Below are 26526 nucleotides of genomic sequence, written 5' to 3'. Positions count from 1 at the left end.
AAAGGATTCTTACTAGAAATATCATCTCAAATTGCCCTTCCTAGTAAGAATCCACGTCACAACATCAGCAGCGTGTTGCTTTAGAATATGAATACTCTAGTTATTCAATTCTTGGTTTATTCTTGCCACAGCGCTGCATCCACATCCTTGCTCGATACGAATGGTCCTGGAACAGTTGCAACCCCACGATGGTTACCGAAGTAATCTTCATTGAAGATAATATCGTCACCGTTTGGCTTTTCATAGCGTTGTTCTGGCTCAAAGGCCTCACCCAAGGTGTCAGTCGTAATCACACCTTCATAGTAGTCCCCAATCAAGTCATACAAGTTGGTCTTCAAGGCAACCTTGTCGCCATCTTCGACCAATTCAACGGAAACTGTATCAGTGGTATTAACCAGATTGTCAGTTTCCTTCTTCCAAGCCTTAGCCCCGTTGAAGTAAACGTTCCCGGCAGCCCAGACTGGTAAATGGCCATAATGTGCGCTCATCAAATCAAACATGTCCGTTTCCTTAGCAAAGGTCCCGTTGACGTTCTTGAATTGTGCATACCATTCATCATAGGTTGGATACTCGTCGAAGCCATTAGTTCCGACTTGTTCCGTATCTTCGTGTTCACGATCGACAACCGTTTCCTCTTCAGGCTTTTCCACTGGCCAGTTCTGAACGAAGATGTTGTTGTAGAAACGGTCATCCCCATGGAGAATCGTCATGAAGCCAGCAACCTCAGTCCGGTGTTGAATGTGATAAGGCGTGAATCGTGGTTGATTCTTGCCGTCTACGGTGAAGTCCGTGTTGGCCCCGATAGAGGTAATGGACCCCAGCATCAGGTTGTGCACGCAAGCTACCCCTTGTGTTGCCAGCCGCAATGAGGCCTTAGACAACAGCAAGTTGTTATCGATCAGAGTTGGCCCATGCCCCACTTCAACGAAGATGTCTTGGCTTTGCATGGCGCCAATAATCCGTTCCGCAGTCCCCGTTGGCGCGTAGTTATGATCCAACAAGTTCTGGGTAATCCGGGTTCCTTGCGCTTCCCAGTCGGTCCAGATTCCCATCGTGCAATCGTTGATATGGTTGCGACGGATGATGACATCAATGGCCGCGTGCATCTTAATTCCGGCAATTTCAGCACCAGCTAATTCTTGCATGTTGTTGATGTCATGAATATGGTTATCTTCAATGATACTGAAGACCCCACCCTGACGACCAACGATTCCGTCTTGCTCACAGTGGTGAATGTTATTGCGCCGGATGATATGGTGGCCAATATTTTCTTTCAACCAACCATGGTATTGACCGCGACAAACCGCGTCCCGTTCCATTTGGGTTGGACTCTTCACGTGTTTGTACGTAAAGTATTGGTTGTTGACCGTGTCTTCGTATTTCCCTAAAGAAATCCCGGCACACCGACTGTGGCTGATGTCACAGTCTTCAATGATCCAGCCCCTAGACCAGTGCGGACCGATCATCCCATCTTGATAGGATGCAGGCGGTGCCCAAGTCGTGGCCGCTTTGTTGACGTTAAAGCCACTAACTGTAATGTTATTAATTCCCGTCTCTTGTGGCATAAAGACTTCACGCCGAACGTTGATTTCAACGGTTTCATTATTGGGGTTCTTGCCTTGGAAGTTGGCATAGATCACCGTTTCGTTTTTGGCAGCATCCTGTTCGGTATACCACTTGTAAATGGAGTTCTTCCGTTCCCATGAACGGCCATAGACCTTCGCTTCAATACAGTCCTCCAGCGACGTCGTTTCATAAAACTGACGATCGTCCATGTAGACCGCACCGGTATGCTTGTTGACCGGTCCGAAGTACCAGTCACCCATGACAAATTCAGTGTAAGGATTATACGAGCCGAACAGGCCATTATTGATCCGAGCTATCCACACATTGCCTTGGTACTCTTGCCAGCTTGTCACGGCTTCAGCGCCCGTAATGATGGCCTTTAAGGGGTCAACACTGCGGTAGGTAATCCGGTCATCGTCTGTCCCACCGTTCTTAGGATTAACGTATTCCCGATAAGTCCCAGGGAAGACGAGCACCTTATCACCTGGCTGGGCAACCTGAGCGGCGTCATTAATTTGCTTAAATGGGGCTTTCTTAGTCCCGTTACCATCGTGGATTGCTTTTGCATCAACATAAATTTTCACGATTGAATGCCTCCTCAATATTAAGTATGTACACGGACATCAATACTATCTATCACGTAATCGGCACTGGCCAGTCGTCCGATTTGCGTTTAAGTGAAGCGCTTACATTTATTAGTGTAGTCGCCTTGTCACAAAACCGTTTGCAGAAATATCTTATTTTTTGGACAATTATCACTGAATAGTTGGTTAAATCACCTGGAAAACCCGCCCAATTGGACTTTATGACTGGCCCAAATTCGGTCATAATTTTTCGCCTGATTGGTGCTTGTCCGATAAATAAAAGAGACCATCCTCACCGGAATGGCCCCTCAGTTAAACAACCTATTTAGCAGAACTCAAATCCTTTTCACCGACACCGGCTTTTTCCCGTAACGTTGCTTCGATTTCTTCCAACGAACGATTCCGCGTTTCGAAGACCTTGACCTTCACGAACCAGATGGACAGGAAGCAAAGGACACCGTAACCGATGAACAGGCTCCCAGTCCCAAAGAAGTTCAATAACGCTGGGAACGTCAGGGAAACCACCATGTTGGCAGACCAATTAATCACACTAGAGAAGGAGTTCCCTAGCCCACGAATGTTCAGTGGGAAGACTTCACCAATCATAACCCACATGACCGGACCCCAAGTTGCCGAGAAGAAGGCAATGTAGATGGTCAAAGCAATCACGGAGATGATGGCAGCCGTCTGTGACCCACCGGAGAATTTCATCCCGATACTCATGACGAACAGGGAAACCCCCATCCCAATGGCCCCACCAATCAGCATCTTCTTCCGATCAATCTTATCCATAATCATCACGGCAATTGCCGTCACAATTACGTTGAAAATCCCGATCCCAATGTGAGCCAGTAACGCGGCGTTAACCCCAAATCCAACATCGGTAAAGATGGTTGGCGCGTAGTACAGCACCGTGTTACATCCCATGACTTGTTGGAAGATGGCTAGACCCAGACCAATGATCAATGACGGTCGAACCATCTTACCAAAGAGTTCGCTCCAACCCCCATTCTTCATCTTAGCTTGCTCTTCAATCTGAGACAGTTCCTTGTCAACGACCGGCGTATTGTGCTTGTTCATGGTATCCAAAACTTCACGCGCCTGATCAGAATGTCCCATTTTCACCAAGAACCGCGGACTTTCGGGCAGGACTAACCCACCTAAGAATAACAGTGCAGCGGGAATTGCAGCGAAACCTAACATCCAACGCCACCCAGTGTAAACACCGGCCCAAGCGTAGTTGGTGATGTAGGCGAACAGAATCCCCGTCATTACCATCAGTTGGAACAGACTGGACATCTTCCCCCGTTGGTCGGCGGGCGATAATTCAGCCAAGTACGTTGGAATCAGGGCGGAAGCGGCACCAACGGCCATCCCCAAGATCACCCGTGAGATAATCAGGGTCCAGAATCCCGCGGCAAACCCGGAACCTAACGCCCCAATGAAGAAAATAATTGCAGATAGTAACAGTAACTTCCGTCGACCATAACGGTCAGATGACGGTCCAATAATGGCTGCCCCTAAGATAGCACCCAAGAGTACAGCACTTACAACCCAACCTTGTTGCCATGAACCCAGATGCATTTGTTTCTGGATAAACAGAATGGCCCCGGAGATAACCCCGGTATCATACCCAAACAGCAATCCACCTAATGCACCGAAAAAGTAAACAAATCCGGTCGAAACTTTTCGCATAGATATCGCTCCTTAATACGGCAGACGCCGTAATGTCAGCAGTGGCAGTATGTAGAGAAAGTATAGCTGAAAAATGTAAGTTGGTTGATGCTGGTTGGTTGATAGTCCCAACCAACCATGGTCCTATCATAGCATGCTGTTTGTTAAAATGAAAGCGTTTTCTTGGTAAAAGCTTAATTTTACATGAGTTTTAGTAATCGCTTAGTTTCATTGCCGAATTGTTTAGCAAAAGGTGGACTGTTATCATTTGTATTTACTATTTTGAAAGACTCCCGTACAATCTACATTTCAAATCAGGTTGGCATCCGTTCGTCAATCCGCCAAAAGATGAGATTTTATTCCACCTCTCAAGACAACAAAAAAGGTGCGAGATTTCTCCCACACCTTCCAGTGACTAATCTTAAAGTTCTTCACGCCGGTAATCCAACAGCTGCGAACTGATACTCTTCGTTTGTTGGTAGACCTGCTTGTAAATCTTGTGCATCTTGGCGTATTTGGCCACGTTCTCAGGGTTTGGCTCGTAGGCCGTCCCAAAGTGAACGAAGGTCTTGGCACAGTCCTGTAAGGAGTCGAACCATCCCAGACCAGTAGCAGCGATCATCGCTGCCCCCATGCCGGGACCCTGTTCATTCTTCAAGCTGACCACTTTACGGTTAAAGATGTCGGCTTGGATCTGCAGCCAGAGTGGACTCTTGGCCCCACCACCGATAGAAACGACGGTATCGAAGTCCCCACCGTTTTCTTCATAGATGTCGAACAAGTCTCTGAAGGAGAAGACGATGCCTTCCAAAACGGCACGGACGAAGTCATAGCGCTTGTGCGTACCATCAACGCCGGTAAAGCTCCCTCGGATATCGGCATCGGCGTACGGTGCCCGTTCACCCACAATGTAAGGCGTGTAGAGCAACCCATTTGCCCCGACCGTTGACTTAGCAGCACTCGACACGAATTCCGTGAAGTCTTCACTCGGCGCAAAGGTCTTCTTGAACCAGCTGAGTGAATACCCAGCAGCCAGTGTAACCCCCATGGAGTAGTACTTGTCAGGGATCGCGTGATCTTCAAATTGAACGACACCGTGATAGTTTACATCAGGGGTGTCTTCGTACTTCAGGACGACGCCAGAGGTCCCGATACTGGATAAGACCATGTTCGGGTGTAAAATTCCGGCACCAACAGCCCCAGCGGCGTTGTCGGCAGCCCCACCAAAGACCTTCGTATCCGGCGTCAGCCCAGAGAACTCAGCGTAGGCCGGCGTAACCGTCCCAGCAAAGTCAATGGACTTAATCAACGGTGGACACATGCTCAGTGGAATATCGAAGGTCTCACAAATCTTCTTACTCCACTCACCCTTCGCAACATCGAGCAGAACAGTCCCGGTGGCATCGGAGTAGTCCATGGCTAGGTTCCCAGTCATACGGTAACGAACGTAATCCTTAGGTAGGACAAAGTACTTAGCCTGAGCCCAGATGTCGGGTTCATTTTCCTTAACCCACAATAGCTTAGTCAGTGTGAAGCCTTCCAGTGGTTGGTTCCGCGTAATATCAACGAATTCGTCACCCATTTTGGCTTCGATTTCTTCACGTTGTGGCGTGCTCCGCGTATCATTCCACAGAATAGATGGCCGCAGAACCTTCTTGTCCTTATCCAACAGAACTAATCCGTGCATTTGCCCGGAGAAGCTCAAGCCTTCAATGTCGCTGGCCGTCAAATGATCGTTTAAAATCAAACGCACAATTGCAACGGTCGTGCCAGAAACCCAGTCCTCTGGATTCTGTTCATTGTAACCCGGTTTCTTCTGAATCAAATCATAATCAAAACTCTCTTGGGCGACAATCTGCCCACTGTGATCTAGTGCGGAAACCTTAACGGCACTCGTTCCTAGGTCAACACCGAGAACGTACTTCCCCATCGGTCATTCCTCCTAATTGTCGTTTCGTCTATTTTATTAATTGCAAAATTTCAGTAAGTCAGTTAATCAGTAGTGCATTGCTTAAGCCACATAACCTGGCCTGATCAACCAGCGTGACTTGCTTGCGCGACCCGTGTCACCCGGTAAGGCGAGCAGACGCCAGTCACAACAAATCCCGTTGGTTATAAAAATGGCGGACGAACACACCGTCCGTCCGCCATTCTATTGATATTTTATTTCGCAGAACGCGAGATTACTTGCTCAAAGTGTCAATGATGTAATGGTTGATCGTATCCTTGACTTCTTCCAAGTGATCTGAGTGCGTAGCAGCAATCAACTTAGATTGTGGCATGTCGATAGCGTACTTTTCAAGGGACTTGAAGTCTGCCTTGCCGCTTTCGATATCAGCACCGATACCTGATTCGTAAGAGCTGTAACGGTTCTTACGTAAGTTGTCCAAGTAGCCGTCTTCCTTCATAGCAACAGCGACACGTAAGCCGGCAGCAAAGCTATCCATACCTACAATGTGGCCGTAGAAGAGGTCTTCTGGGGCGAATGATGAACGACGAGGCTTAGCATCGAAGTTCAAACCACCACGAGGGCCGATACTCCCGTTGTCAACAACTTCTGACATAGCAGCAGTCGTTTCGTACAAGTTAGATGGGTATTCATCAATATCCCAGCCGATCAACTTGTCACCTTGGTTAGCATCCAATGAACCTAACAAGCCTGCTTCACGAGCAACACGGATTTCGTGTTGGTAAGTGTGGCCAGCCAAGTTAGCATGGTTGCCTTCCAAGTTCAACTTGAAGTCTTTATCCAAATCGTATTCCTTCATGAATGCGATAGTGGTTGCGGCATCGAAGTCGTATTGGTGAGTCGTTGGTTCCTTTGGCTTTGGTTCGAGCAACATTTGTGCATCGAAGCCAATTTCGTTAGCGTAGTCTTTAGCCATGTGGAAGAACTTAGCAGCGTGTTCTTGTTCTTCCTTCATGTTGGTGTTCCAGAGTGATTCGTAACCTTCACGGCCACCCCAGAAGACATAGTTTTCAGAACCGACACGCTTACCAATTTCCAAACTGTGCTTCAATTGTGCGGCACAGTAAGCATAAATGTCAGCGTATGGTGAGGTTGCAGCACCTTCAACGAACCGAGCGTTCGTGAACATGTTTGACGTGTTCCACAGAACCTTCATACCACTTGTCTTTTGGTATTCAACGATCTTGTCAACGACTTTGTCCAAGTTAGCGTTGGTTTCACGTAAAGTGTCACCTTCTGGAGCTAAGTCACGGTCGTGGAAGCAAAGGTAATCTACACCCAATTTGTCGTAAAATTCGAATGCAGCATCAACCTTGGCTAAAGCCAAGTCCATAGGATCAGTGTACTTGTCGTAAGGACGTTGTGCAGTACCATCACCGAATGGGTCAACTAAACGTTGGTCGAAAGTGTGCCAGTAAGCTACGGCGAACCGTAACCAATCACGCATCTTCTTACCACCAATAACTTCATCTGGATTGTAGTACTGGAAGCCTAAACCTGATTTTTTATCTGAATGACCGACGTATTGAATCTTGTCGATACCTTTCCAATATTCTTCTGCCATAATTTATAAAAACCCTCCTAGTTAGTTCGTTGCGACAACCAACTTACAAATTCAATTATACAAGGTTTTAGCGTTAATGCAAGCGTTTTCGGGAAAAAGATTTAAAAAATTGTTAGCGATTCCGAATGGCGATGGATGGGCATTTCAGGAGATGCTTACGGGGCGTAGTGATTAGACCCGGTTTATTTCTTTTCCTTTATATAAAGAACAAAATTGCTAACTTTTTGAGTTGCCCACTAATTCATCAAAAATCTGGTTGCATCCTCTTTAAGTTAGATGATGACATCAATTTTGCTTCCGTTAGGACTCCCCCTCCTGAACTTATCGAGAAATCCATCAGGACAGGGAAGTTCTAAGTCAAACTATCCACAATTAAAATTATGAGAAAATATTTTTAACCTGTTTTTTCACCATTTAAAGTTATGTATTTGCTTGCAAACGCCTCCACGGTGGCAGTTATGGCCTCATTCAAACAGATGAGGCTCTTAATTAGGCCTCTAAACTTTATGAGGTATTTATGGACTATTATGGCTAAACCTCCTATACTGAGGTTAATAATTAAGCACTGACAACTTTTGGAAAGAACCGTTTCAAAGGAGGAGCCTCATGTCCAAGTCACTGAATGCACCATTACACTACAAAATGTATAAGAGTGGGAAATCCTGGGTTTTTACCGGTATTGTTTCGGCTGGTTTAGTCTTGGCCTTCGGTGGAACCATCGCCCAAGCGGATACGACAGATACGACTAACACGACCACCGATCCCACCACGACTACTGAAAAGGCGCCGGCCCCGGCAACGCCGGTCACCTCCACCCCAACTGTGCTAAACACCCCATCAGCTCCGTCAACCCCCCCCGTCGATACGACAACCCCAACAACTCCTACCGCGCCTGCGTCTAATAATCCGACAGATCCCAAGTCACCAGCGGAGCCTGCCAAACCAGCTGGTGACCCAGCAACGGAAAAGCCCGTTGTACATAAACAAGTCAATTTTCTCCGGGCATCAACCCCACAGCAAAAAGAACAACCGACACCGACCAGTCCAGCACCTACCGCACCCACAGCACCAGTAGCTCCAGTATCTCCAGTCGCCACTGCGGCGCTAGCTCCGGTCAATGAGTCAATAGATGTCTGGATGCCCAACAAGATCCTGCAAAATATGGTTGCCAAGGCAATGGGTATTGATGTTTCCCAAATTACCAAAGATAACATTGCGACTGGTTTGACAAGTCTCGCGACCGCCCATACCATTGACAGCACCGTTTATATCGATGGGCAAACACCATTTTCTCTCGAAGGCTTGCAGTACGCGACCGATTTAACTTCACTCGATCTTTCTTATGACAAGGGTCTGGATTACACGAACTTACAAACCTCGCCTACTGGGTCTGGTGCCTACGGGGATATCGTTGACTTGACGCCACTGGCTAGCCTCATAAACTTAACGACCTTAAACGTTTCCCGCAACAAAATTGTCAACCTAAAACCACTTGCTGACCTTAAAAAGCTGACGACCTTGAACGTCACCTATAACTGGATCGGCGACTTCTCGATGCTTGATGCTAAGCAGATCACATCGCTTAAACTCAATCAACAAACTTTTGTCGTCGACTACGCTCAGCAAAAGTTTGTTGACCCATCTACGCACGCCATCACGGTCGCCCCACTGATTCAATTGCCACAAAATTACAATGCCACTTTGGACAGACCATTTTTAATTAACACCGACAATTTTCGCCTTGTGGAAACGCAGCTCCAACAGATCCATGTAGCTGGCAGTCCAATTCAAGGTCAGCAAATCTTCTCACTCTACTACTCTGGGATGGGACCAGATGACTACACCATCAACACCGACGGCAGTATTCAGTTCGCCAACATTAAACCGCAAAGCATTTATCATTACAATGGCACTTATGGCACATATCCCTCTTCAGTGGGGATCGCAACGCCTGGCAATCACAGATACTACCTTCGGGCCGACCTGTGGAGTAGTAGAATGGATAATTTCACCATTCTCATCCCCTACGCCAACGCGACAAACGCCGCACCTAACACCGTTCAGTACCGGGACGAAGCTGATGACACCACCGCCATCAAACCAGATTTGACCTTTGGAACTGGTAAAATGGCTGGTGACACTTACACACTGACACCGGATCAATTGGCCGTTGACGGATACACCTACGATGACTCCCGTAACCAAAACGCCGCCGTCACGGGAACACTCTCCGATCAGGCTCAGACAATCACCTTGTACTACACGAAGAATGCGACAAAGCCAGTGACGCCACCCATTGTAACACCACCTGTGACCCCAGCCAGCACAGTGACAGTCACCATCCATTATCAGGATAACCAAGGTAACTCCTTGTTGCCAGACGCGCAGTTGACTGGTCAATCAGGAACAACCTATCAGGTAAATACACCGGTCATTAAGGACTACCAACTAGACTCAGCTAGTAACCCGACTGGCACATTTGGTCCTAACGACCAAACCATCACCGTGACCTATCATAAAGTCACCTCAGGTGGCGATGGTGCGACCATTACGCCGGGAACTGCTACGGTTAAGCAGCAACCTGACATCGTTACACTGGCTAAACCAACCCAACAAGACTTAGCCACGCATGGTAGCAACGCCGCAAAAATTCCAACAGCAGTTAGCCATCCACAACGCCTGACTACGCCGGTAAAAACCTCGAACAACACTTCCACTAACCCAACAACAATGCCAAATAAGCAATCCAGGCAAGTTCTTCCGCAAACCAGTGAGCACCACATATCACCACTGATTGGTCTGGGAATTCTGGTTGCTAGCCTCATTGGCATCACTGCCCGCTTCCGTAAACGCAACTAGCTTAATGCCTATTCAAAAAGCAATGGTCGACGCGAACTTTGTCGTGTCAGCCATTGCTTTTTCTATTCTTCATTTATACAATTTAAAATTCAGTATCTTTCGCCTTCGGCCGGTCAAAATTCAACTCATAGCCGTTCAGATCCAGTACGCGGTGAGTAATCAACGAGCAACCACCCAAAACGGTCGCCAGTCGAGCGTTGTTCGTCAATTCGATACCCCGATCGTCATTCTCGGATAATTTCCGATAAGCATTGCGAATGTCGTCCAAAACCCCTGGTAACTCTTCGACCAACGGTGAATTGATGAAGAAGGCATCGGGATCCAGTGTCCGCATCGTGTTGTAAATCAACCCGGCAATTCCCGTCACAAAGGTCTTCAGAATCCGCGTCGTTTCTGCATCACCGTCCTGATAAAGACGAACAATGTTGTCCCGATCAAGATTGCTCAAATTCTTACGTTCCTCGACCTGCTGGATGATTGCATCCTCCGAACAGATATCTTCGGCGTGAATTGGTCGCGCGTTACCTGCATCGTCAAATTGTAGACTGGCAACCGTCCGTCCAATTTCACCGGCATCCCCGTGTTCACCGCGGAAGAGGTCCCGGTGCAAAATAACCCCGGCCCCAATCCCACGGTGAATACTGATGGTGACGGCACTGTTTAGGTTCCGAGCACCGTTAAAATCACGTTCATAGACGGCAGACAGATTGGCTTCGTTTTCCAAAACCACTGGCACCTGGTAAGCATCCGTGAAGACCTGTTCCAGGTCAACGCCATCCATCTTGATGAAGGGAGACGTGACCACTTTGTTATTCATGACGATCCCGTGAATAGAGAAGCAGATGCCCAACAATCCATTGCTGCTGGTATCCGCCGCTTGCGTATCCGCAATGTACTGCTGAATACGAGCAACCATTTCATGAATCGACTGATCCTTGGTTTCAATCCGGTCATACTGCCAAACGTGCCCATCCAACCGAGTTGCCAGTGCATGCAAGTGCCGGTACCCCAAATCAAACGTCAACGTGTAGCCATAGTTCTGGTTGATCTCAACTAACGTCGGCTTGCGCCCACCCGCAGTGGAAGCCTCCCCCAAGCCTAATTCCGTCAAGTAACCTTCGGCCATCAGCGTGTTATACAGCGATGAAACCGTTGACTTATTTAGGTGAAGCTGGTGAGAAATTTCGATCCGCGAGGTGGGATGGTTATTAAAAATCTGCTGCAAAACGAATTTCAAATTCTGATCATGCAGCTGATTACGATTCATACTGCGACGAACCATCCAATCCCTCCTTAGGTCGTTCTTGCACCACTTCTCAAGTCGTTACTGTTAGTGCAGCGATAATACCAACTAACTGTGATATTGGGCTGACTCATTGATAATTCGATTGGAAGCGATAACAGAAACTAACATCATGGTTCAGTGAACCAACTAACCCCAGTATCGCCCACACCTTGTGAAAATACAACTGTTTGTTGTAAATTTGTTCATATTTTTTCTGATTAGTGGCGTGATTAGGTTACTGGGGAAAGTATCGCGGCATAATTCCCTAGAAAACAAAAATTGTGACTGGGCCATTCCTGCACCTAACCACAATTTCATTGCTCAATTTCATGCCTTATTAACCACCTCTACGGTAACGACAAGTTTAGCGTAACGTCTGAATCAATTCTCTAACCCGACCCTCAATGTCATCCCTAACCTGCCGAAAAACAGTGAGAACTTCTTCATCGGTACCAGTTGCTTGCGCCGGATCCGGTAATGGCCAGTGGCGCTTGGCAACGGTCGGTGGTGTCATGGGACACTTGTCACGAGCATCCCCACACAACGTCACAACCATGTCGCTGTGCTGTAGATAATCGTTATCGATCAGTTTAGATTGTTGCCGACTGATATCAACACCGCGTTCCGCCATTACCTTTACGGCTAGCGGGTTTAGACCATGTTGTTCGACACCAGCGCTGGCAATTTGCCAATCTTGTGGCGCCATTTGACGAGCAAAGCCTTCTGCCATCTGGCTACGGCATGAATTCCCGGTACAGAGAAAATAAAGTTGGGTCATGGATGAGTCCTCCCTTTATGCTTATATTCATATCGCTAAAAGTATAGCATGGTCGCCGCCAGATCGATATCAACTCTCTACAAAAGCGTTGTCTCATTCTAGCAAATTAAAGATACCACATTGGCGTTTAACCCAGTCGGTATCTCAACTTTTCACTAGCATCGTCTACTTTTCAACCGCCGTAGACCGTTCGCCGGCCCAACGCAGATGCCCCCAGACGATTCCCAAAACGAAGCCTACAAAGGTTGGCACCAACCAACCTAGTCCCAGACTGGCAAATGGCACGACCTGATGATAAAAGCTTAGGACACTGGCGATTGGACCAAAGCTAGTCACCACTTGTGGCGAGTTCGCCAACATGTCCAGTACGGCTGGCACCACCGTGAAAGCAATTGTCAGCTTATACACAATCCCGGCGTATGGGCGTTTGGACACGGTCAATGAAACCAGGATTAATGCCAATGACAGCGGGTATAGCAACATCAATACAGGCAACGACCAGGCAATGATAGTATTCAGGCCCGCATTGGCGACTAAGAAGGAAACAAACGTGGTCGTCCGTAACCAGTTGAGGTAGCTAACCTTGGGGAAGAGTTTATGGAAATCTTGTGCAAAGGACGTGACCAAGCCCAGCGCCGTGGTAAAGACGCCCAAAGTCACTAGAACACCCAAGAAGGCCGTCCCGAACCTCGTAAAGTAGTGACCGACGATTTGGGAGAGGGCCACCGCACCGTTAGCGGACAACGTCAACTTACTCAGGCTGAACGCCCCCATCAAAACCAAGCCAAAGTAAATCAGAATTTCCAAAACGATACTCAACGTCCCGGCCTTCGCCGTTAATTTGGTCAGCTCGCGGTCATGGTAACCTAATCCGCGGACGGCGTGGACAAACGTGACACTCAAAGCTAGTAATGCTACGGCATCTACCGTGTTGTAGCCTTCTAGAAAGCCACTGATGGTCGCATTACTTTGATAAGCTGTCGTGGCCGCGTGGTCCAGGCCTCCCATAGGATTGATAAATGCGACTACGAAGATGACAGCCAACATCGCGAGGAAACCTGCGTTCAGATACTTACCGACAACTTTAATTAAATTATTCTGATGCGTCGCTAGTAAATAGGCGGCACTGAAGAACAAGCCGGTAAAGACCAGCATCCCTACTGTGTCAAAACGCTTAGGTAAGAACGGTTGCAGGGCCATTTCGTACGCCGTGGCAGCCGTCCGGGGCGTTCCGAAGAAGGGGCCAATAGTCAGGTGAACCAGGATTAAGAACAGCGCAGCGTAGTGCCGCCCCACCGGTTTGGCCAGATCGTAGAGCCCATCACTCTTGGTGAACACGACCGCTAGAATTGCCAACAGCGGAAATAATGATCCGGAGATGGCGAACCCGATAGCGGCAGTAAACCAGTGCCCCCCGGCCATTTGCCCCAGGTGAACGGGAAAGATTAAGTTGCCGGAACCAAAGAACATCCCAAAAATAAGGGAACTTACCATTAACAATTGCCCAATATTTCTACGCCGCTTGCGCGTTACTGTCTTATCCATATCGATTCCTCCACACCTTCATTTTACGTTTAAACGTCAAAAGAGCCCTTCTCCCACACGGGAAAAGGGCTCTACAAGTAGAACGGTACCACCTTTTTGTGACGGTTGCCCGCCACACTCATCGCGGACTAACATCCGCTAGCCAAATAATGGTGGCCACCACGATTACCTACATATCAGTATCGAACTCGGAAATGATTTTCGTTCCCGCTTGATGGTCACTTTCCACTGACCGTGACTCACTACGCATCGTGACGGGAATTACTTTTTTCCTCAACGTTTTTTAAGTATTGATTGTATTATACGTGGGTGTATATGAAAACGCAATGGTAATTTTAATTATTTTCTCATTTTTCAAAGCGTTGATGTCACACATGAATCTTACCGCTGAAATTCAATTCTAATTTTAAAAAATGGCGATATTTGAATAAACAGCACATAGCATGGCATTATTTATTCAAATATCGCCTAATTTTAAATAAACAGCACCAAATATCCCCCGTTAATCCAAATATCATCCATATTTAAATAAACAGCATTTAACGACTAGCCTACTTCTTGCTATCATCCGCATGCTCACGCCGCCACTGCTTCACATAGTCCAGGCGCTTCTTGAATAGGTCTTCGCGACCCTGGTCCGTTGGCTGGTAATATTCGTGACCCACCAACGAATCCGGCAGCGTCTGCATCGTCGTTAGCTTATCCTTCGTATCGTGAGCATACTGGTAATCCTTGCCGTAATCTAGCTCTTTCATCAGCTTAGTTGGCGCATTACGGATCTGTAGAGGAACCGGTTCATCACGCGTTTCCTTGACGTCCCGTTTTGCCGCTTGCCGAGCCTTGTAAATGGCATTGGACTTCGGTGCCAACGCCAGATAAGTCACGGCCTCCGTCAGATGCACATCACACTCCGGCATCCCCAAGAATTGGCACGCTTGAAAGACGTTGACCGCCACATTCAAAGCATTCGTATCGGCCAAACCAATATCCTCACTGGCAAACCGTACCAACCGCCGCGCGATATACAAGGGATCTTCACCACCCTCCAGCATCCGCGACAACCAGTAAATAGCGGCGTCCGGATCACTGTTACGCATGGATTTATGCAGTGCAGAAATAATATTGTAGTGTTCCTCGCCAGTCTTATCGTAAAGTACAAACTTCTGCGAAATCAGTTGCTTCAGGTCTGCCATATTGACGGTCACCTGGTCACCCTCTTTGTTGCCGTTTAGCACCGCCATCTCCAGCGTGTTCAGGGCACTACGCGCATCTCCATTAGCAAATTCGGCGATAGCCCGCAGCTCATCGTCCCCAATTTTAACGTTTCCTTTGAATCCGTCTGGACTCGCCAGCGCATTAGTCAAGAGTTGCTCGACATCCTGGGTCTCCAACGCCTTGAGCACGAACACCTTACACCGAGAAAGTAGCGCCGAGTTAATTTCAAACGAGGGATTTTCGGTGGTTGCCCCGATCAACACGATACTTCCACGCTCCACGTAAGGGAGGAAAGCGTCCTGTTGGGCCTTATTAAAGCGGTGGATTTCATCGACAAACACGATGGTCTTCTCGCCAATCGCCATATCACTTGCCGCCTGCTTCATGATCTTCTTAATCTGGCTGATACTGCTATCGACGGCACTGAATCGTAGAAATTTAGCCTGTGTCTGCCGCGCAATAATCTCCGCCAACGTGGTCTTACCGACACCTGGTGGTCCCCAGAAAATCATCGACGAGACTTCATCATTTTCAATCAGCTCGCGAAGAATCTTGCCGGGTCCCAGCAAGTGTGCCTGACCAACGAAATCTGCAAGCGACCGTGGCCGCACCCGGCTAGCCAACGGTCTATTCTGTTGATTGTCAAATAACGACTCCTGCTCCATGAGAATCACCACCCTTTTAGGTCAATCATAACCCGTTTAGCCACTGAACAAAAGTCATTAAAACTAGTCTCACCATCATCCAAGCGACAAAGGGTGCAAGACCGGGCTAGCTTTTAGACACGCCCTCGTCCATCACGCCCCAACAGCATTCCCCAATCCACTATCGCCCCACATTCCCTAATTGGGCAACCATATTATCCAGTAAGGCCACAGTGAATTGTCTAGTATTTCTTAACTCTATACCGTATGATGGAGAAAATGTCCAGTCCGAATCTGCTAACTGTGGGTTACATTTACTGGCCAATCAAAGGAGCCTCCTTACTATGGAAGACTACGTTGCAATCGATGTCGAAACGGCAAACGCCTCGCGTGCCTCAATCTGTGCCATCGGTATCGCCCAATTCAGGCACGGCGAACTGACAAACAGTTTTTACAGTCACATCAATCCGCACGAATCATTCGCTGCCCGCAACACCGCCAACCATGGTATTGACGCCGCCATGGTCGCTACAGCGCCAACCTTCAGTGACCTGTTGCCGCTCCTCCATCGCTGGATCGATCACCAATTGGTCGTCTCCCACACCAACTTTGATATCTCAGCATTGCGGCAAACATTGGCCAAATACAACCAACCGCAACTCTCGTTTAAATATTTCGACAGCTATGTCGTCTGCCAGCAACTCGTCGACGCCCCCCACCACCGACTAACTGATATGGCTGCCTACTTCGGCATCTCTAACGCCCACGACCATCACGCTCTCAGCGACGCGCAAACGTGCGGCCACATCATCGCTGCCCTCGTCACTCAGCTCGAAGTCCCCACGCTCAATAGCCTTCTCAACGCGGCGGGCTTTCACCAGCTCGGAGTTTCCTCCCAACTGGAACAGAAGAAATTCCAACGAACCAGCGTTCTCGATCTGATGGACATCTCACCTGACGTGAAAACGGCGACGTTCGAAAAATTCACCCCCGCTGCGCTTTTCTACCAACGCAACGTGGTTCTCACCGGCAACCTACAGCTCATGACTCGGGCTACGGCCTTTCAGAAAATCACCGCAGTCGGTGGTACCCCACAGCACACCCTGACTGCCACGACCAACTTTCTCGTGGTCGGCCACACCAATCCACAAGTCGTCGGCAACGATGGCAAGTCACCCAAGATTCGTAAAGCCGAGGAACTCAATCGGGTATTCCCAGTCATCACCATCATCGGTGAATCCGACTTTCTCAAGGCCATCGCCCAATAAATCCGGTCACTAAAACAGAGCCTGAGATCTTGTCCCAGACCCTGTTGCTGTCCAATCCTATATGGTCGAAACGTGTGCCAAAAGACAGCCGGTTCCGCGCTCTCCTAACGATCGCTTTCAGGTAGCGTTCCCCGTTGACCGGCCCACCGCAAACGCCCCCAGATAATGCCGATAGCAAAACCAATCAGTGTTGGTACTAGCCAACCCAGGCCCAGATTCGCAAACGGAATCGTCGTGTGATACAGCGTCAGCAAGCGCTGAATTGGTGCTAAACCAGAGATTGTGGCCGGGGTATTTGCCAGCATATCGAGAATTGCGGGTAGGATGGTAAACGCAATTGTAACCTTGTAAACGATACCGGCATACGGTCGTTGCGAAATGGTCAGTGACAACAGAATCAGTGCCAAGGCCAACGGGTACATCAGCATCAGTACGGGGAGTGACCAGGAAATAATGGTATCGAGGCCCGCATTGGCCACTAGAAAGGATAGAATCGTCGTTGTCCGTAACCAGGCTCGGTAGCTGACCTTTGGGAATAATTTGTGGAAATCTTGCGCAAACGAACAAACCAACCCAATAGCGGTGGTCAACACGCCCAACGTGACCAGCGCACCCAGCAATAGTGTTCCTACACTGCTGAAATAGTGTCCCACAATTTGAGAAAGCGCAATGCCGCCATTTGCGGATAGCTTGAACTGGTTCATGCTCAACGCACCCAGCATAACCAGACCGAAGTAGATCAAGACCTCTAGTGAGATACTAATCAGGCCAGCCTTTGCCGTCAGCTCGGTCAATGCGCGACCACGGTAGCCCAGACCACGGATAGCGTGAATCAGCGTCACACTCAGTGCCAGTAAGGCCACGGCATCCAGAGTGTTATAACCTTCCAGTAATCCACCAATCGTAGCATTTGCTTGATAGGTAGCGGTCGGTACCTGATTGAAATTGCCCATCGGCTTGATAAAGGCTACCAGAAAGACGATCGCCAGTAACGCCAGAAAACCGGCATTAAGGTACTTACCCACAATCTTCAATAGACTATTTTGATGTGTCGCGGCGAGATAGGTCACCCCGAAGAATAGTCCAGTAAATAGCAACATCCCCAGCGTCGAAAAATGCTTGGGAATAAAGGGTTCCACTGCCATCTGATAGGCAGTTGCGGCCGTCCGTGGCGTGGCGAAGAATGGGCCAATCGTCAAGTGGACCAATACCAGAAAAATAGCGGCGAAGTGTCGTCCCAGTGGCCGCGCAAAGTCGAGCAGGCCATCACTCTTGGTGACCACAACGGCTAAGATAGCCAACAGCGGAAACAGTGATCCGGAAATGGCAAAACCCAAAGCGGCAAGAAACCAGTTGGACCCAGCCATTTGCCCTAAATGTACGGGAAAAATCAAGTTACCGGAACCAAAGAACATGCCAAAGATCAACGAACTGACGACTAATAATTGCCCCCAACTTTTTTGCGGTGTTGCTTCAATTTTCTCCATCTTCAATTCCTCCATAACTTAATTTTTTACCCGTAAACGTGAAAAAGAGCCCTCTCCCATACGGGAAAAGGGCTCTACAAGTAGAACGGTACCACCTTTTTGCGGCAGTCACCCACCACACTCATCGCGAACAAACATCCGCTAGCCAGGTAATGGTGGCGACCACGACGGCCTTAGCAACTGTCGAACTCAGAATTAACCTTCACGAACGCGCGGTGGTCACTTTCCACTTTGCGTGACTCCCTAGGCACCAACGGGTTCGCTACTACTTTCTTCAACGTTTTATAAGTATTGTTGAGTATTATAGACCGTGGATTATTAAAAATCAATGGGTAAATTAAAAAAAGATGAGAGAATTTAGCTTAATCATTTAACACGTGTTATTACACGTGTTATACTTAATCTATTCTTAGGAGGAAATCCCTATCGATTCCCGTGAAATTATCAAAATTCTTCGAAAAGACGGCTGGTTCCTTGCCAGAATTACTGGAGATCACTATCATTTTAAAAATCCAGTCAAACCTGGAATTGTGACTGTCCCTCATCCTCGAAAAGATATTCCCAAAGGAACGCTCAACAGCATTTTGAAACAGGCTGGATTGAAGTAAGCTCTAAAACGTAATCAGAATTAGCACACAATTGGAGGTTCCACTCATGAAATACCTATATGCCGCACTTTTTTCACAAAATACAGATGGTCAAGTAGAGGTTACTTTTCCAGACTTGGCACCCAATGCCGCAACCTTTGGTGAAAATTTATCAGATGCTCTGCACATGGCAAATGATGCACTAACGGGTTACCTACTCACGGCTGAGGATACTCATGAAGAATTACCCCAACCGTCAGACCCAATTAGTATCTCCCACACGGTGCAACAATTGATTGTTCCCATTGAGGTTGACACACGAATTGCACGCGAACGGGAGGATAACCGCAGCATCAAGAAAACGTTGACGATTCCAAAATATCTCAACGATTTAGGTGTCGCTGCCCAAATTAACTTTTCTGCGACATTGACCGACGCTTTACATGCTAAATTAGAGGGTTAACTCTTCTAATAAGTTAGTGGTTATGGTCATCACCTGAAAATTCACCGCTTACACCACGCAATAGTCACCCTTCCCAGTTCATTGACACCACCCGATTAACACTGGCCCCGGTCATTTTATGAATTTATTTATTAATCAATGAAATCATTATCCCCATCTATGGTATGCTAATCAGTGTATCTTAGACCGACAAGATGAGCGGGTGAGTCTAATGGATCTTTTTGAAAATTTTCTTCACGACATCTTTAATATAAAATCAGTTATTATGGCCTTAATCACTGTCGGCCTCATCGCCATTATGATAGTCATGACTTATTTCCTAGCGCAACGGGTCGCGCGACTGTCGCGGACCACCACCATTATTCTAGAGTTGATTGAAGCCGTCATTGTCGCTGCTAGTGTCCTTATTCTTCGACAAACCTTCTGGGTCCTAAACGGCGGTAACGTCCTGAGTTGGGGCTATGCCATTGCCCAGTTGATGATTCTGTTATTTAGTCTCTATGCCATGCACAACTTTGCAGTAACCCTAGTCAACCTGTTTATCCCACTATTCTTCTATAGCCAGGCCCTGTACCTGGGCGCCAGCCCCCAACGCTGGTGGGTGTTCGCCCTTGCATTGGCCATTCTGTTTAGTGTCATTCTCTATATCAGCCACCAGCAAGCGCTGGCATTGGATTCCGAGTGGCGCTTTTTACTCTTACAACTCCTGTATGCTTTTGCCTGGTGCATGGTCATCTGGTCCGTGCGCCCCTTCCATCTCTTCTATACAGTCAACGTCCTCGTCGTCTTCATTATTTACATGTGGCTCATTCGGTTCTTCGTTACGCGGGTCAATCGTGTCATCAATCACTTTGCCCGACTGGATCAGGCGGCCAATTACGACGAATTGACTGGCGTCCGCAACCGCGCCAACTTTGATACAACAACGGTAGGCGTCTTCGGTGTTTATCGTCAGCACCCCACGACACCCATCACCATGGCAATGTTTGACATCGATCACTTCAAACAATTCAACGATGACTACGGCCATCTGACCGGTGATGCTGTGCTCAAGCACGTCGCGCACCACTTCAACGAAGAGTTGACTCGGCAAACCAACAATGGCGAGCTTTTCCGGTATGGTGGTGAGGAGTTTGTCATCATCTTTAAAGACACCTCTCCCACCGATGCCCAGCATATTGTCACGTCAATTCGCGACACGCTGCAACAGCATCCCGTAAAAATAAATAACACGCAGCTGGTCGTGACCGTCTCCATTGGCATCTCAGCTCTACAAGCAGATGATGTTGACTTCAACAGTTGGTTCAAACGTGTCGACCATTACCTCTATCTCGCAAAGGAAGCTGGTCGCGATCGTATTACGGTTGAAGGAGACACACGAGAATTTCAATAAACACGCATTTGACAGTGATGCAGGCAGATCCTAATTTTGTGGACCTACCTGTATTTTTTGGCAAATGGAAACGCGCAAAAAAAATCGGCACGGACAAACCTGTCCGGCCGAAATAATTTAATCCTGTTCAGTAACTTTACATTTCCGATTACGCATAAAGATAGCTGCACAGATACCCCCGACGACGACAATACCAGCCGCTGCTAACGTCACGGCACGGGTACCATTGGCGTAAGCCTGCCAAACTGTTTGTTGAATAGCGTGGCCGAATGGCATATTTGATACGCGCGTGCTAAAGGCAATACTGTGCCCCGAGAATGGCCCCGCACTGACCAAGGCCTTATGAATGCCGCTTGCAGCTGCCTGTGGCATGTTGATTTGACCAAAGTGCGCCGTTAAATATTTTTCGTAAACATTATTTTGAACCAACCCCAGGCTAACGATCCCCAGAGTCACACCTATTTGCCGAAAAACATTAATTAACCCAGAAGCCATCCCCATCTCACTCACGGGTACACCTTCCATGCCCGTACTGTTCAGGAGAGGATTGACCATCCCATTCGTGATTCCCATGAGAACCATTCCGGGCCATAATTCAGCGAAGGAGACTCTCACGGTCATTGCGTTGGCCAGCATGAGGAAGCCAATGCCACCTAAGAAGAGGCTCCCACTAATCATCCATTTCTTCGAATAGCGATTCCCTAAGTATCCGGTCAGCGGTCCCAAAATTAAGGACCACATACTAATCGTCAATTGACGAACCCCCGCCTGTAGCGCTGAATAGCCCATATAGTTTTGCATCAAGGCCGTCAGGTAAGTGTTGTAGGAATAAATTCCGGCACCTAACGCTAAAGCCACGATGACGGTACCGACAAAATGAGGATTCTTGAACATCGCCAGGTTGACCATGGGCTGCTTCAAACGGCTTTCAATCCAGATGAAGAGGGCAAAGAAGAGAATAGCAGCACCAAACCATCCCAGCATCTGTGGACTCGTCCACTGCCAATTCGGGTGATTTTCCTTTAAAATCAAGCCGTAGATGAGCGCAAACAGGCTTCCCGCAGATAGGATCATTCCGGCAAAGTCAATCCGATGACTCCGACTCAGATCCGGTACTTCATCGACGTAGATCAAGGTTAAGATGATAGCGATAATCCCAATTGGAATGTTGACGTAGAAAATTGATCGCCAGCCAAATTGCGCAACCAAATAACCACCAACTAGGGGACCGGAAGCCGAGGATAACCCGATAACGGATCCCAGAATACCGAGAGCCACGCCCCGTTTGCTCCCCTTGAAACTAACAGCAACCAGCGCCATGGCAAGCGCGTTCATCCCGGCACCACCGAGGGCCTGCACCCCACGACCAATATCCAAGACCAAGAGGTTGGGCGCCATCCCATTCACAGCCGATGCCAGAACAAAGATACCCAGGGAAATGACAAAAATTCGCTTTAACCCGAACATGTCCCCAATCTTAGAAACGATCAGTAAGGTGACCCCAAGCACCAGTGAGTAGGCGTTTAACACCCACTGAACATTATTAAACGATTCGTTAAAATCACGAACCATGGTTGGTAGCGCCACGTTAACTATGGTGACGTCCAGTAAGGCCATAAAGACCCCTAAGGAAAGGGCCGCTAGCCCGATCCAATTTCGCGTTGACTTAGTCATTTTGATAACTTCCTCCATTTGCTTCGGTTGATCCCAAGTCAGACAACTGCCGATTAGTCCATTTTACTTTCGTTTCGCTACCCGCGATTTGTAGTTCAAGGGAGCGAATCCCCCACTTCAAGGCATTAATCCGACTTGTCGGTGCTTTTTCTAACTTTTCTTGCAAGTGTAGGTAGACCCGTTGATAAATTTCTAAATCCGTTAAGACGGCTGCCTTATATTCATTGAGAATCTGCAGTTGAACGGCTAGGCTTTCGTTTGCCATTCCTTTAAATTTAAAATGATAGAGTGATTCCCGCTTCGCGTCCACGGCAACGGGGGTCATCAGCATCTGGTGAAGGTGTTCGCGCCCCTGTGCGGTGATCTGGGCCAGGCGCTTCCCCCGTGCATCCTCTTTTGCCGACACAAAGATAATATCACCGGCCGCTGCCAGCTTTTTCAAGATGGGATACATGACCCCATTAGAAATCTTTCGGCGTGGTACCAATGTGGTCTCAAGAACCTGTCCCAGCTTATACCCAGACATGTCTCGTGATTCCAAAGTCCCTAATATTAATAGTTCGTACATCTTTTGCCTCCTAGCTAATAGGTCGTAACGACTTATTAAGTATAGGTCTTTTCGACTGGTTGTCAACGTTTAATTACTGGCAGCGTTTACAAAAAAATCGATATTGTTAGTGACCGACCTGCTCCTGAAAAGAAAAATAGTTTATACCCCATAAAGCAGACGCCCATTCCACAACACCTACTCGCTTTTGCCGGTTAACTGAAATAGCAACGGCAGAGACACCCCTCACGATTGTCTCTGCCGTTGCTATTTGTTATAGAAATTTATTTGAACATATTGGCAACTGACGTCCCGTTACTTGGCCGTTGCCTGCACCCCACGGATAAAGACAGCCAAACCGTAATCAAAGGCCTCATCCGGATTGGCTAAATCAATCGGTGAGGGAAACTTCGCCGCGAATTCGGCGGGCATTTGCCGCTGAGTGCCCCGAGCAAAGTACTGCTCGTCAGCCACGTAAGACAGAACAAAGTTATTCCCCATGTTCCCAGCGACCGTCAAATGCTGCTGATCCACCCCCAAGTCCTGCATCAATTTCATGCCCAGCACAATTAATTTCGTCCGGTTAGGCGTAAAGGGATAGGTATTTTCAAAAATTTTGGGCGAGTCGTTCACCCGCTTCAACTCTTCCCGCAAAATATGTGCCAGCTGATAAAAGTCACAGTCTCTGACCTGGGTCAAGCGCTGACTGATCCGACCGGAAATGAGCTCAGCGATACCTTCCATCAACTCATCTTTATTTTTAAAATGAAAATAAAGAGAGGCCGCCTTCACATCCAGCGCCTTCGCTAGCGTTCGCATGGAAAGCTTCTCTAAGCCATCTTGATTCAAGAGCGTAATCGCTGCCAGTTGAATCGTTTGCCGATCAAGTTTCATGTCGTCGTCTCCAATCTAACATCGTTAGTTTATGTCATCAGTATACCACGATTTATGTAAAAAAGGGCTTGACAGATGGCCTAACGGTGTTAGAATATGGTCATAAAGCTAACAGTGTTAGGTTAGCCACTGAATTTAAAATTGGAGGGTTACAAATGATTGTTATTATTACGGTTTCAATTATCATGGTTGGTATTTTCTTCACGGCAGTGACGTTAAAGGGTATGGATGCCACGTTCAAACAGTCTCATACGAATAGGAAATAATTTTTTGTTATTAATCTAACAGTGTTAGGTCAAACCATTTCAGGGGGAATTACATGAATTTTTTAGAGATTAACCATGTTCACAAGTCGTATCACTTAGCGGACGGCACCGCGCTGGCCGTGCTGAACGGCATCAACGCCACGTTTGGTCCTGGCGAGTTCGTTTCCATTGTCGGCGAATCTGGTGGCGGCAAGTCAACGCTGATGAACATCATTGCCGGGTTGGATAGCGATTACACCGGCGACGTCAACGTTAACGGACGCTCACTCAGTCAGATGAACGAACACGAGCTTGATCAGTATCGCCGCGAAAATGTCGGTTTTATTTTTCAATCTTTCAATCTGATTAGCCACCTCACAATTCTGGAAAACGTCTTGGTCGGTCTGGAAATGACCACTCGCGCGCACGCGGACCAGGTCGCGAAAGCCCAGCAGTTGTTGGCCGAAGTTGGCTTGGCTAAACGTGAAAACATGTATCCCAATCAGCTTTCCGGCGGGCAAAAACAACGGGTGGCGATTGCCCGGGCCTTGGCGACCGATCCACAGATTATTATCGCAGACGAACCGACTGGCGCTTTGGACGAGCAGAACACCCAGGAAATTTTAAAGTTACTGGATAAGATTGCCGCACAGGGGAAGCTGGTAATTGCTGTCACCCACTCCCAAGCCGTCGCCACGCACGGTACGCGGATCGTTCATTTGGACCACGGCATTCTCGACCGTGATGAGACACTGAAAATGCCTTACAGTGACACCACCCAGAATCCCACACTAAGGAGCCGGCACTTGCGTTTTCGCGCAATCATCCAAATGGCCCTGAAACATATGCAGCGCAACTTTGGCACCAATTTGCTCATCACGCTGGGCGGCGCGGTCGGTATCTTCAGCGTCGTGCTCATGTTGGCGCTCGGCCGAGGCATCGGCGGATACATCAGCCACGAAATCAGTGGTAACCTGAACCCGACCACCAGCGAGGTCACGCACAAGGTCAAGGACGGCAACACCGCGGCCGTGCAAATGACTGCCAAAGACGTGACGCAACTGAAAGGTCTCAGCAACGTCACCCAAGTGGAGAAGGGTTTCTTCATGCCCAGCGTCCAGGTCCAGTACCACGGCCGCAACGTGACGACCTCCTACTCTCAGACTTATAATCGGACATTCTTGCGCAAGAACCTCATCAAGGGGCAGAACCCGACGCGGACCAACACGATTGTCCTCAGCCGCGACATCGCTAAGAAATACAATAAACGCCACTACCAGGCGTTGCTCGGCAAAAAGGTCACGGTGTACGTCAACGCGACCGACGCCCACCAACGCCCCGTCTTGTTAAAGAAGCAAGTCAGCGTGGTCGGCTTCACCAAGTCCAGTAACACGGCCGTTCTGAGCTGGCAAACGGTGGCCAACATGGCGAAGGCCCAGAACGTGACGCTCAAGCCAACCTTTCTCGCCGTGACGGTCCACCAACTCAAGGACGTCAAGACCTTTGAAGCTCAGGCAAAGAAGCTGAACTATAAGTTGACCGGGGTCGGCTCCTACATCAACACGATCAACCAGTACGTCGCCCTGGCTTCCTACGTGCTCGCGGGGATTGCCGCAATCTCGCTAATTGTCTCCGCTATTATGATTATTGTTGTGCTCTACATTAGCGTTGGTACCCGAACCAAGGAAATTGGGATTCTCCGGGCATTAGGCGTCCGCAAGGCGGATATTCGAGCACTCTTCGTCTCCGAGGCCATGATTCTCGGCCTCCTGTACAGTGTGCTCGGGCTCCTCTTTGCAGAGTTGCTGGGGCTCGCAATCAACGCTGCCGCTAAAGGATTCGTGCACTACAGCATCATCCAGGTGGCGCCCGGCTTCATGCTCTTCGCCATTTTGGTCGGCGTGCTCATCAGTTTGGTCGCCGCTTGGGCACCGGCCCGGAAAGCCGCTAAGCTGGATCCAATTGAAGCATTGTCATACGAATAGTATTGGTTGCATTAGGCTGTGGCGAAGATCACGGCCTTTTTGCTGGCATCAGGTAAAGTGGCCCAAAAGAAAAGACGCCCCGTGAAAATGGCGTCAATGTACTGGTGTTATTGGCAATTATCAGTGTCATTCTGTGTTCAGCAAAGCCTAACGCGCGCCCAACCACGAATGAATCAGTTGGGAAAGGCCAATAATGACCAGCACGCCCACGACTTTAAGGACGATTGAAAAATCCGCGCCGAAGAATAGCCAGGCGCCAATTGCAATTAGCTCACAGGTGAAAATAAGATATTTCATTGT

19 protein-coding genes are annotated in these 26526 nt (G+C 48.3%); 6 read left to right on the top strand and 13 right to left on the bottom strand.

From position 1 onward, the window contains the following. Positions 1-116: 116 nt before the first annotated feature. The 4 genes from ACKTSF_RS08930 to xylA all read right to left on the bottom strand — a co-directional run bounded on the left by ACKTSF_RS08930 (position 117) and on the right by xylA (position 7357). Complete coding sequence (locus ACKTSF_RS08930; RefSeq protein ID WP_407888638.1) at positions 117-2150, bottom strand: right-handed parallel beta-helix repeat-containing protein; 2034 nt, start codon at positions 2148-2150, stop codon at positions 117-119. Positions 2151-2471: 321 nt separating this feature from the next. Then, on the bottom strand, positions 2472-3845 hold the full coding sequence (locus ACKTSF_RS08925; protein ID WP_407888636.1) for a sugar porter family MFS transporter: 1374 nt from the start codon (positions 3843-3845) through the stop codon (positions 2472-2474). Between the two features lie 400 nt (positions 3846-4245). Beyond that, positions 4246-5754, bottom strand: a complete 1509-nt coding sequence (gene xylB / locus ACKTSF_RS08920) for a xylulokinase (RefSeq protein ID WP_407888634.1) — start codon at positions 5752-5754, stop codon at positions 4246-4248. Positions 5755-6007: 253 nt separating this feature from the next. Then, positions 6008-7357, bottom strand: coding sequence for a xylose isomerase (gene xylA, locus ACKTSF_RS08915; RefSeq protein ID WP_407888632.1), 1350 nt, complete (start codon positions 7355-7357; stop codon positions 6008-6010). 606 nt (positions 7358-7963) lie between these two features. Between xylA and ACKTSF_RS08910 the strand changes: the two genes are divergently transcribed. Continuing rightward, entirely contained in the window at positions 7964-10216 is a 2253-nt protein-coding gene (locus ACKTSF_RS08910) for a MucBP domain-containing protein (RefSeq protein ID WP_407888631.1), read from the top strand. Between the two features lie 82 nt (positions 10217-10298). Here ACKTSF_RS08910 and ACKTSF_RS08905 read toward each other — a convergent pair whose 3' ends face one another. From ACKTSF_RS08905 to ACKTSF_RS08890, 4 genes are all read right to left on the bottom strand, one after another. After that, on the bottom strand, positions 10299-11498 hold the full coding sequence (locus ACKTSF_RS08905) for an ROK family protein (protein ID WP_407888629.1): 1200 nt from the start codon (positions 11496-11498) through the stop codon (positions 10299-10301). A 367-nt stretch (positions 11499-11865) separates the two neighbouring features. Continuing rightward, positions 11866-12279 carry an arsenate reductase (thioredoxin) gene (gene arsC, locus ACKTSF_RS08900; RefSeq protein ID WP_407888627.1) on the bottom strand — a complete coding sequence of 138 codons (414 nt, stop codon included), beginning with the start codon at positions 12277-12279 and terminating at the stop codon, positions 11866-11868. Between the two features lie 165 nt (positions 12280-12444). Beyond that, positions 12445-13824 (bottom strand): branched-chain amino acid transport system II carrier protein, encoded by a 1380-nt coding sequence (brnQ, locus tag ACKTSF_RS08895; protein ID WP_407888625.1) that lies wholly within the window; start codon positions 13822-13824, stop codon positions 12445-12447. A 551-nt stretch (positions 13825-14375) separates the two neighbouring features. Beyond that, positions 14376-15704, bottom strand: a complete 1329-nt coding sequence (locus ACKTSF_RS08890; RefSeq protein ID WP_407888623.1) for a replication-associated recombination protein A — start codon at positions 15702-15704, stop codon at positions 14376-14378. 323 nt (positions 15705-16027) lie between these two features. Here ACKTSF_RS08890 and ACKTSF_RS08885 point away from each other — a divergent pair, with 323 nt between their 5' ends. Next, positions 16028-16951, top strand: a complete 924-nt coding sequence (locus ACKTSF_RS08885) for an exonuclease domain-containing protein (RefSeq protein ID WP_407888621.1) — start codon at positions 16028-16030, stop codon at positions 16949-16951. A gap of 104 nt (positions 16952-17055) precedes the next feature. Here ACKTSF_RS08885 and brnQ (ACKTSF_RS08880) read toward each other — a convergent pair whose 3' ends face one another. Beyond that, positions 17056-18429 (bottom strand): branched-chain amino acid transport system II carrier protein, encoded by a 1374-nt coding sequence (gene brnQ, locus ACKTSF_RS08880; protein WP_407888677.1) that lies wholly within the window; start codon positions 18427-18429, stop codon positions 17056-17058. Between the two features lie 428 nt (positions 18430-18857). Between brnQ (ACKTSF_RS08880) and ACKTSF_RS08875 the strand changes: the two genes are divergently transcribed. From ACKTSF_RS08875 to ACKTSF_RS08865, 3 genes are all read left to right on the top strand, one after another. After that, entirely contained in the window at positions 18858-19046 is a 189-nt protein-coding gene (locus tag ACKTSF_RS08875) for a type II toxin-antitoxin system HicA family toxin (protein WP_407888675.1), read from the top strand. 46 nt (positions 19047-19092) lie between these two features. Continuing rightward, a complete protein-coding gene (locus tag ACKTSF_RS08870; protein WP_407888619.1) occupies positions 19093-19488 on the top strand; it encodes a type II toxin-antitoxin system HicB family antitoxin in 396 nt (131 codons plus the stop codon). A 265-nt stretch (positions 19489-19753) separates the two neighbouring features. Further along, positions 19754-20881: a diguanylate cyclase gene (locus ACKTSF_RS08865; RefSeq protein WP_407888617.1), complete on the top strand. Its 1128-nt coding sequence runs from the start codon at positions 19754-19756 to the stop codon at positions 20879-20881. Positions 20882-20998: 117 nt separating this feature from the next. On the opposite strand, the gene ACKTSF_RS08860 is transcribed toward ACKTSF_RS08865, so the two are convergent. From ACKTSF_RS08860 to ACKTSF_RS08850, 3 genes are all read right to left on the bottom strand, one after another. Continuing rightward, positions 20999-22555 carry an MFS transporter gene (locus ACKTSF_RS08860; RefSeq protein WP_407888615.1) on the bottom strand — a complete coding sequence of 519 codons (1557 nt, stop codon included), beginning with the start codon at positions 22553-22555 and terminating at the stop codon, positions 20999-21001. After that, the gene (locus tag ACKTSF_RS08855) at positions 22548-23123 is read right to left on the bottom strand and encodes a PadR family transcriptional regulator (protein WP_407888614.1); all 576 of its coding nucleotides are present in this window, start codon (positions 23121-23123) and stop codon (positions 22548-22550) included. Before ACKTSF_RS08855 ends, ACKTSF_RS08860 begins: the two co-directional genes overlap by 8 nt. Positions 23124-23417: 294 nt before the next feature. Continuing rightward, positions 23418-23996: a TetR/AcrR family transcriptional regulator gene (locus ACKTSF_RS08850; RefSeq protein ID WP_407888612.1), complete on the bottom strand. Its 579-nt coding sequence runs from the start codon at positions 23994-23996 to the stop codon at positions 23418-23420. A gap of 319 nt (positions 23997-24315) precedes the next feature. Here ACKTSF_RS08850 and ACKTSF_RS08845 point away from each other — a divergent pair, with 319 nt between their 5' ends. Further along, positions 24316-26226 carry an ABC transporter ATP-binding protein/permease gene (locus ACKTSF_RS08845; protein ID WP_407888610.1) on the top strand — a complete coding sequence of 637 codons (1911 nt, stop codon included), beginning with the start codon at positions 24316-24318 and terminating at the stop codon, positions 26224-26226. Between the two features lie 147 nt (positions 26227-26373). On the opposite strand, the gene ACKTSF_RS08840 is transcribed toward ACKTSF_RS08845, so the two are convergent. Next, positions 26374-26523 (bottom strand): hypothetical protein, encoded by a 150-nt coding sequence (locus ACKTSF_RS08840; RefSeq protein WP_407888608.1) that lies wholly within the window; start codon positions 26521-26523, stop codon positions 26374-26376. Between the last annotated feature and the right edge of the window lie 3 nt (positions 26524-26526).

The organism is Levilactobacillus muriae (assembly GCF_045862015.1).
Taxonomy (GTDB): domain Bacteria; phylum Bacillota; class Bacilli; order Lactobacillales; family Lactobacillaceae; genus Levilactobacillus; species Levilactobacillus muriae.
Note: the sequence above shows the minus strand (reverse complement) of the source record. Positions and strands in the feature narration are given on the sequence as shown.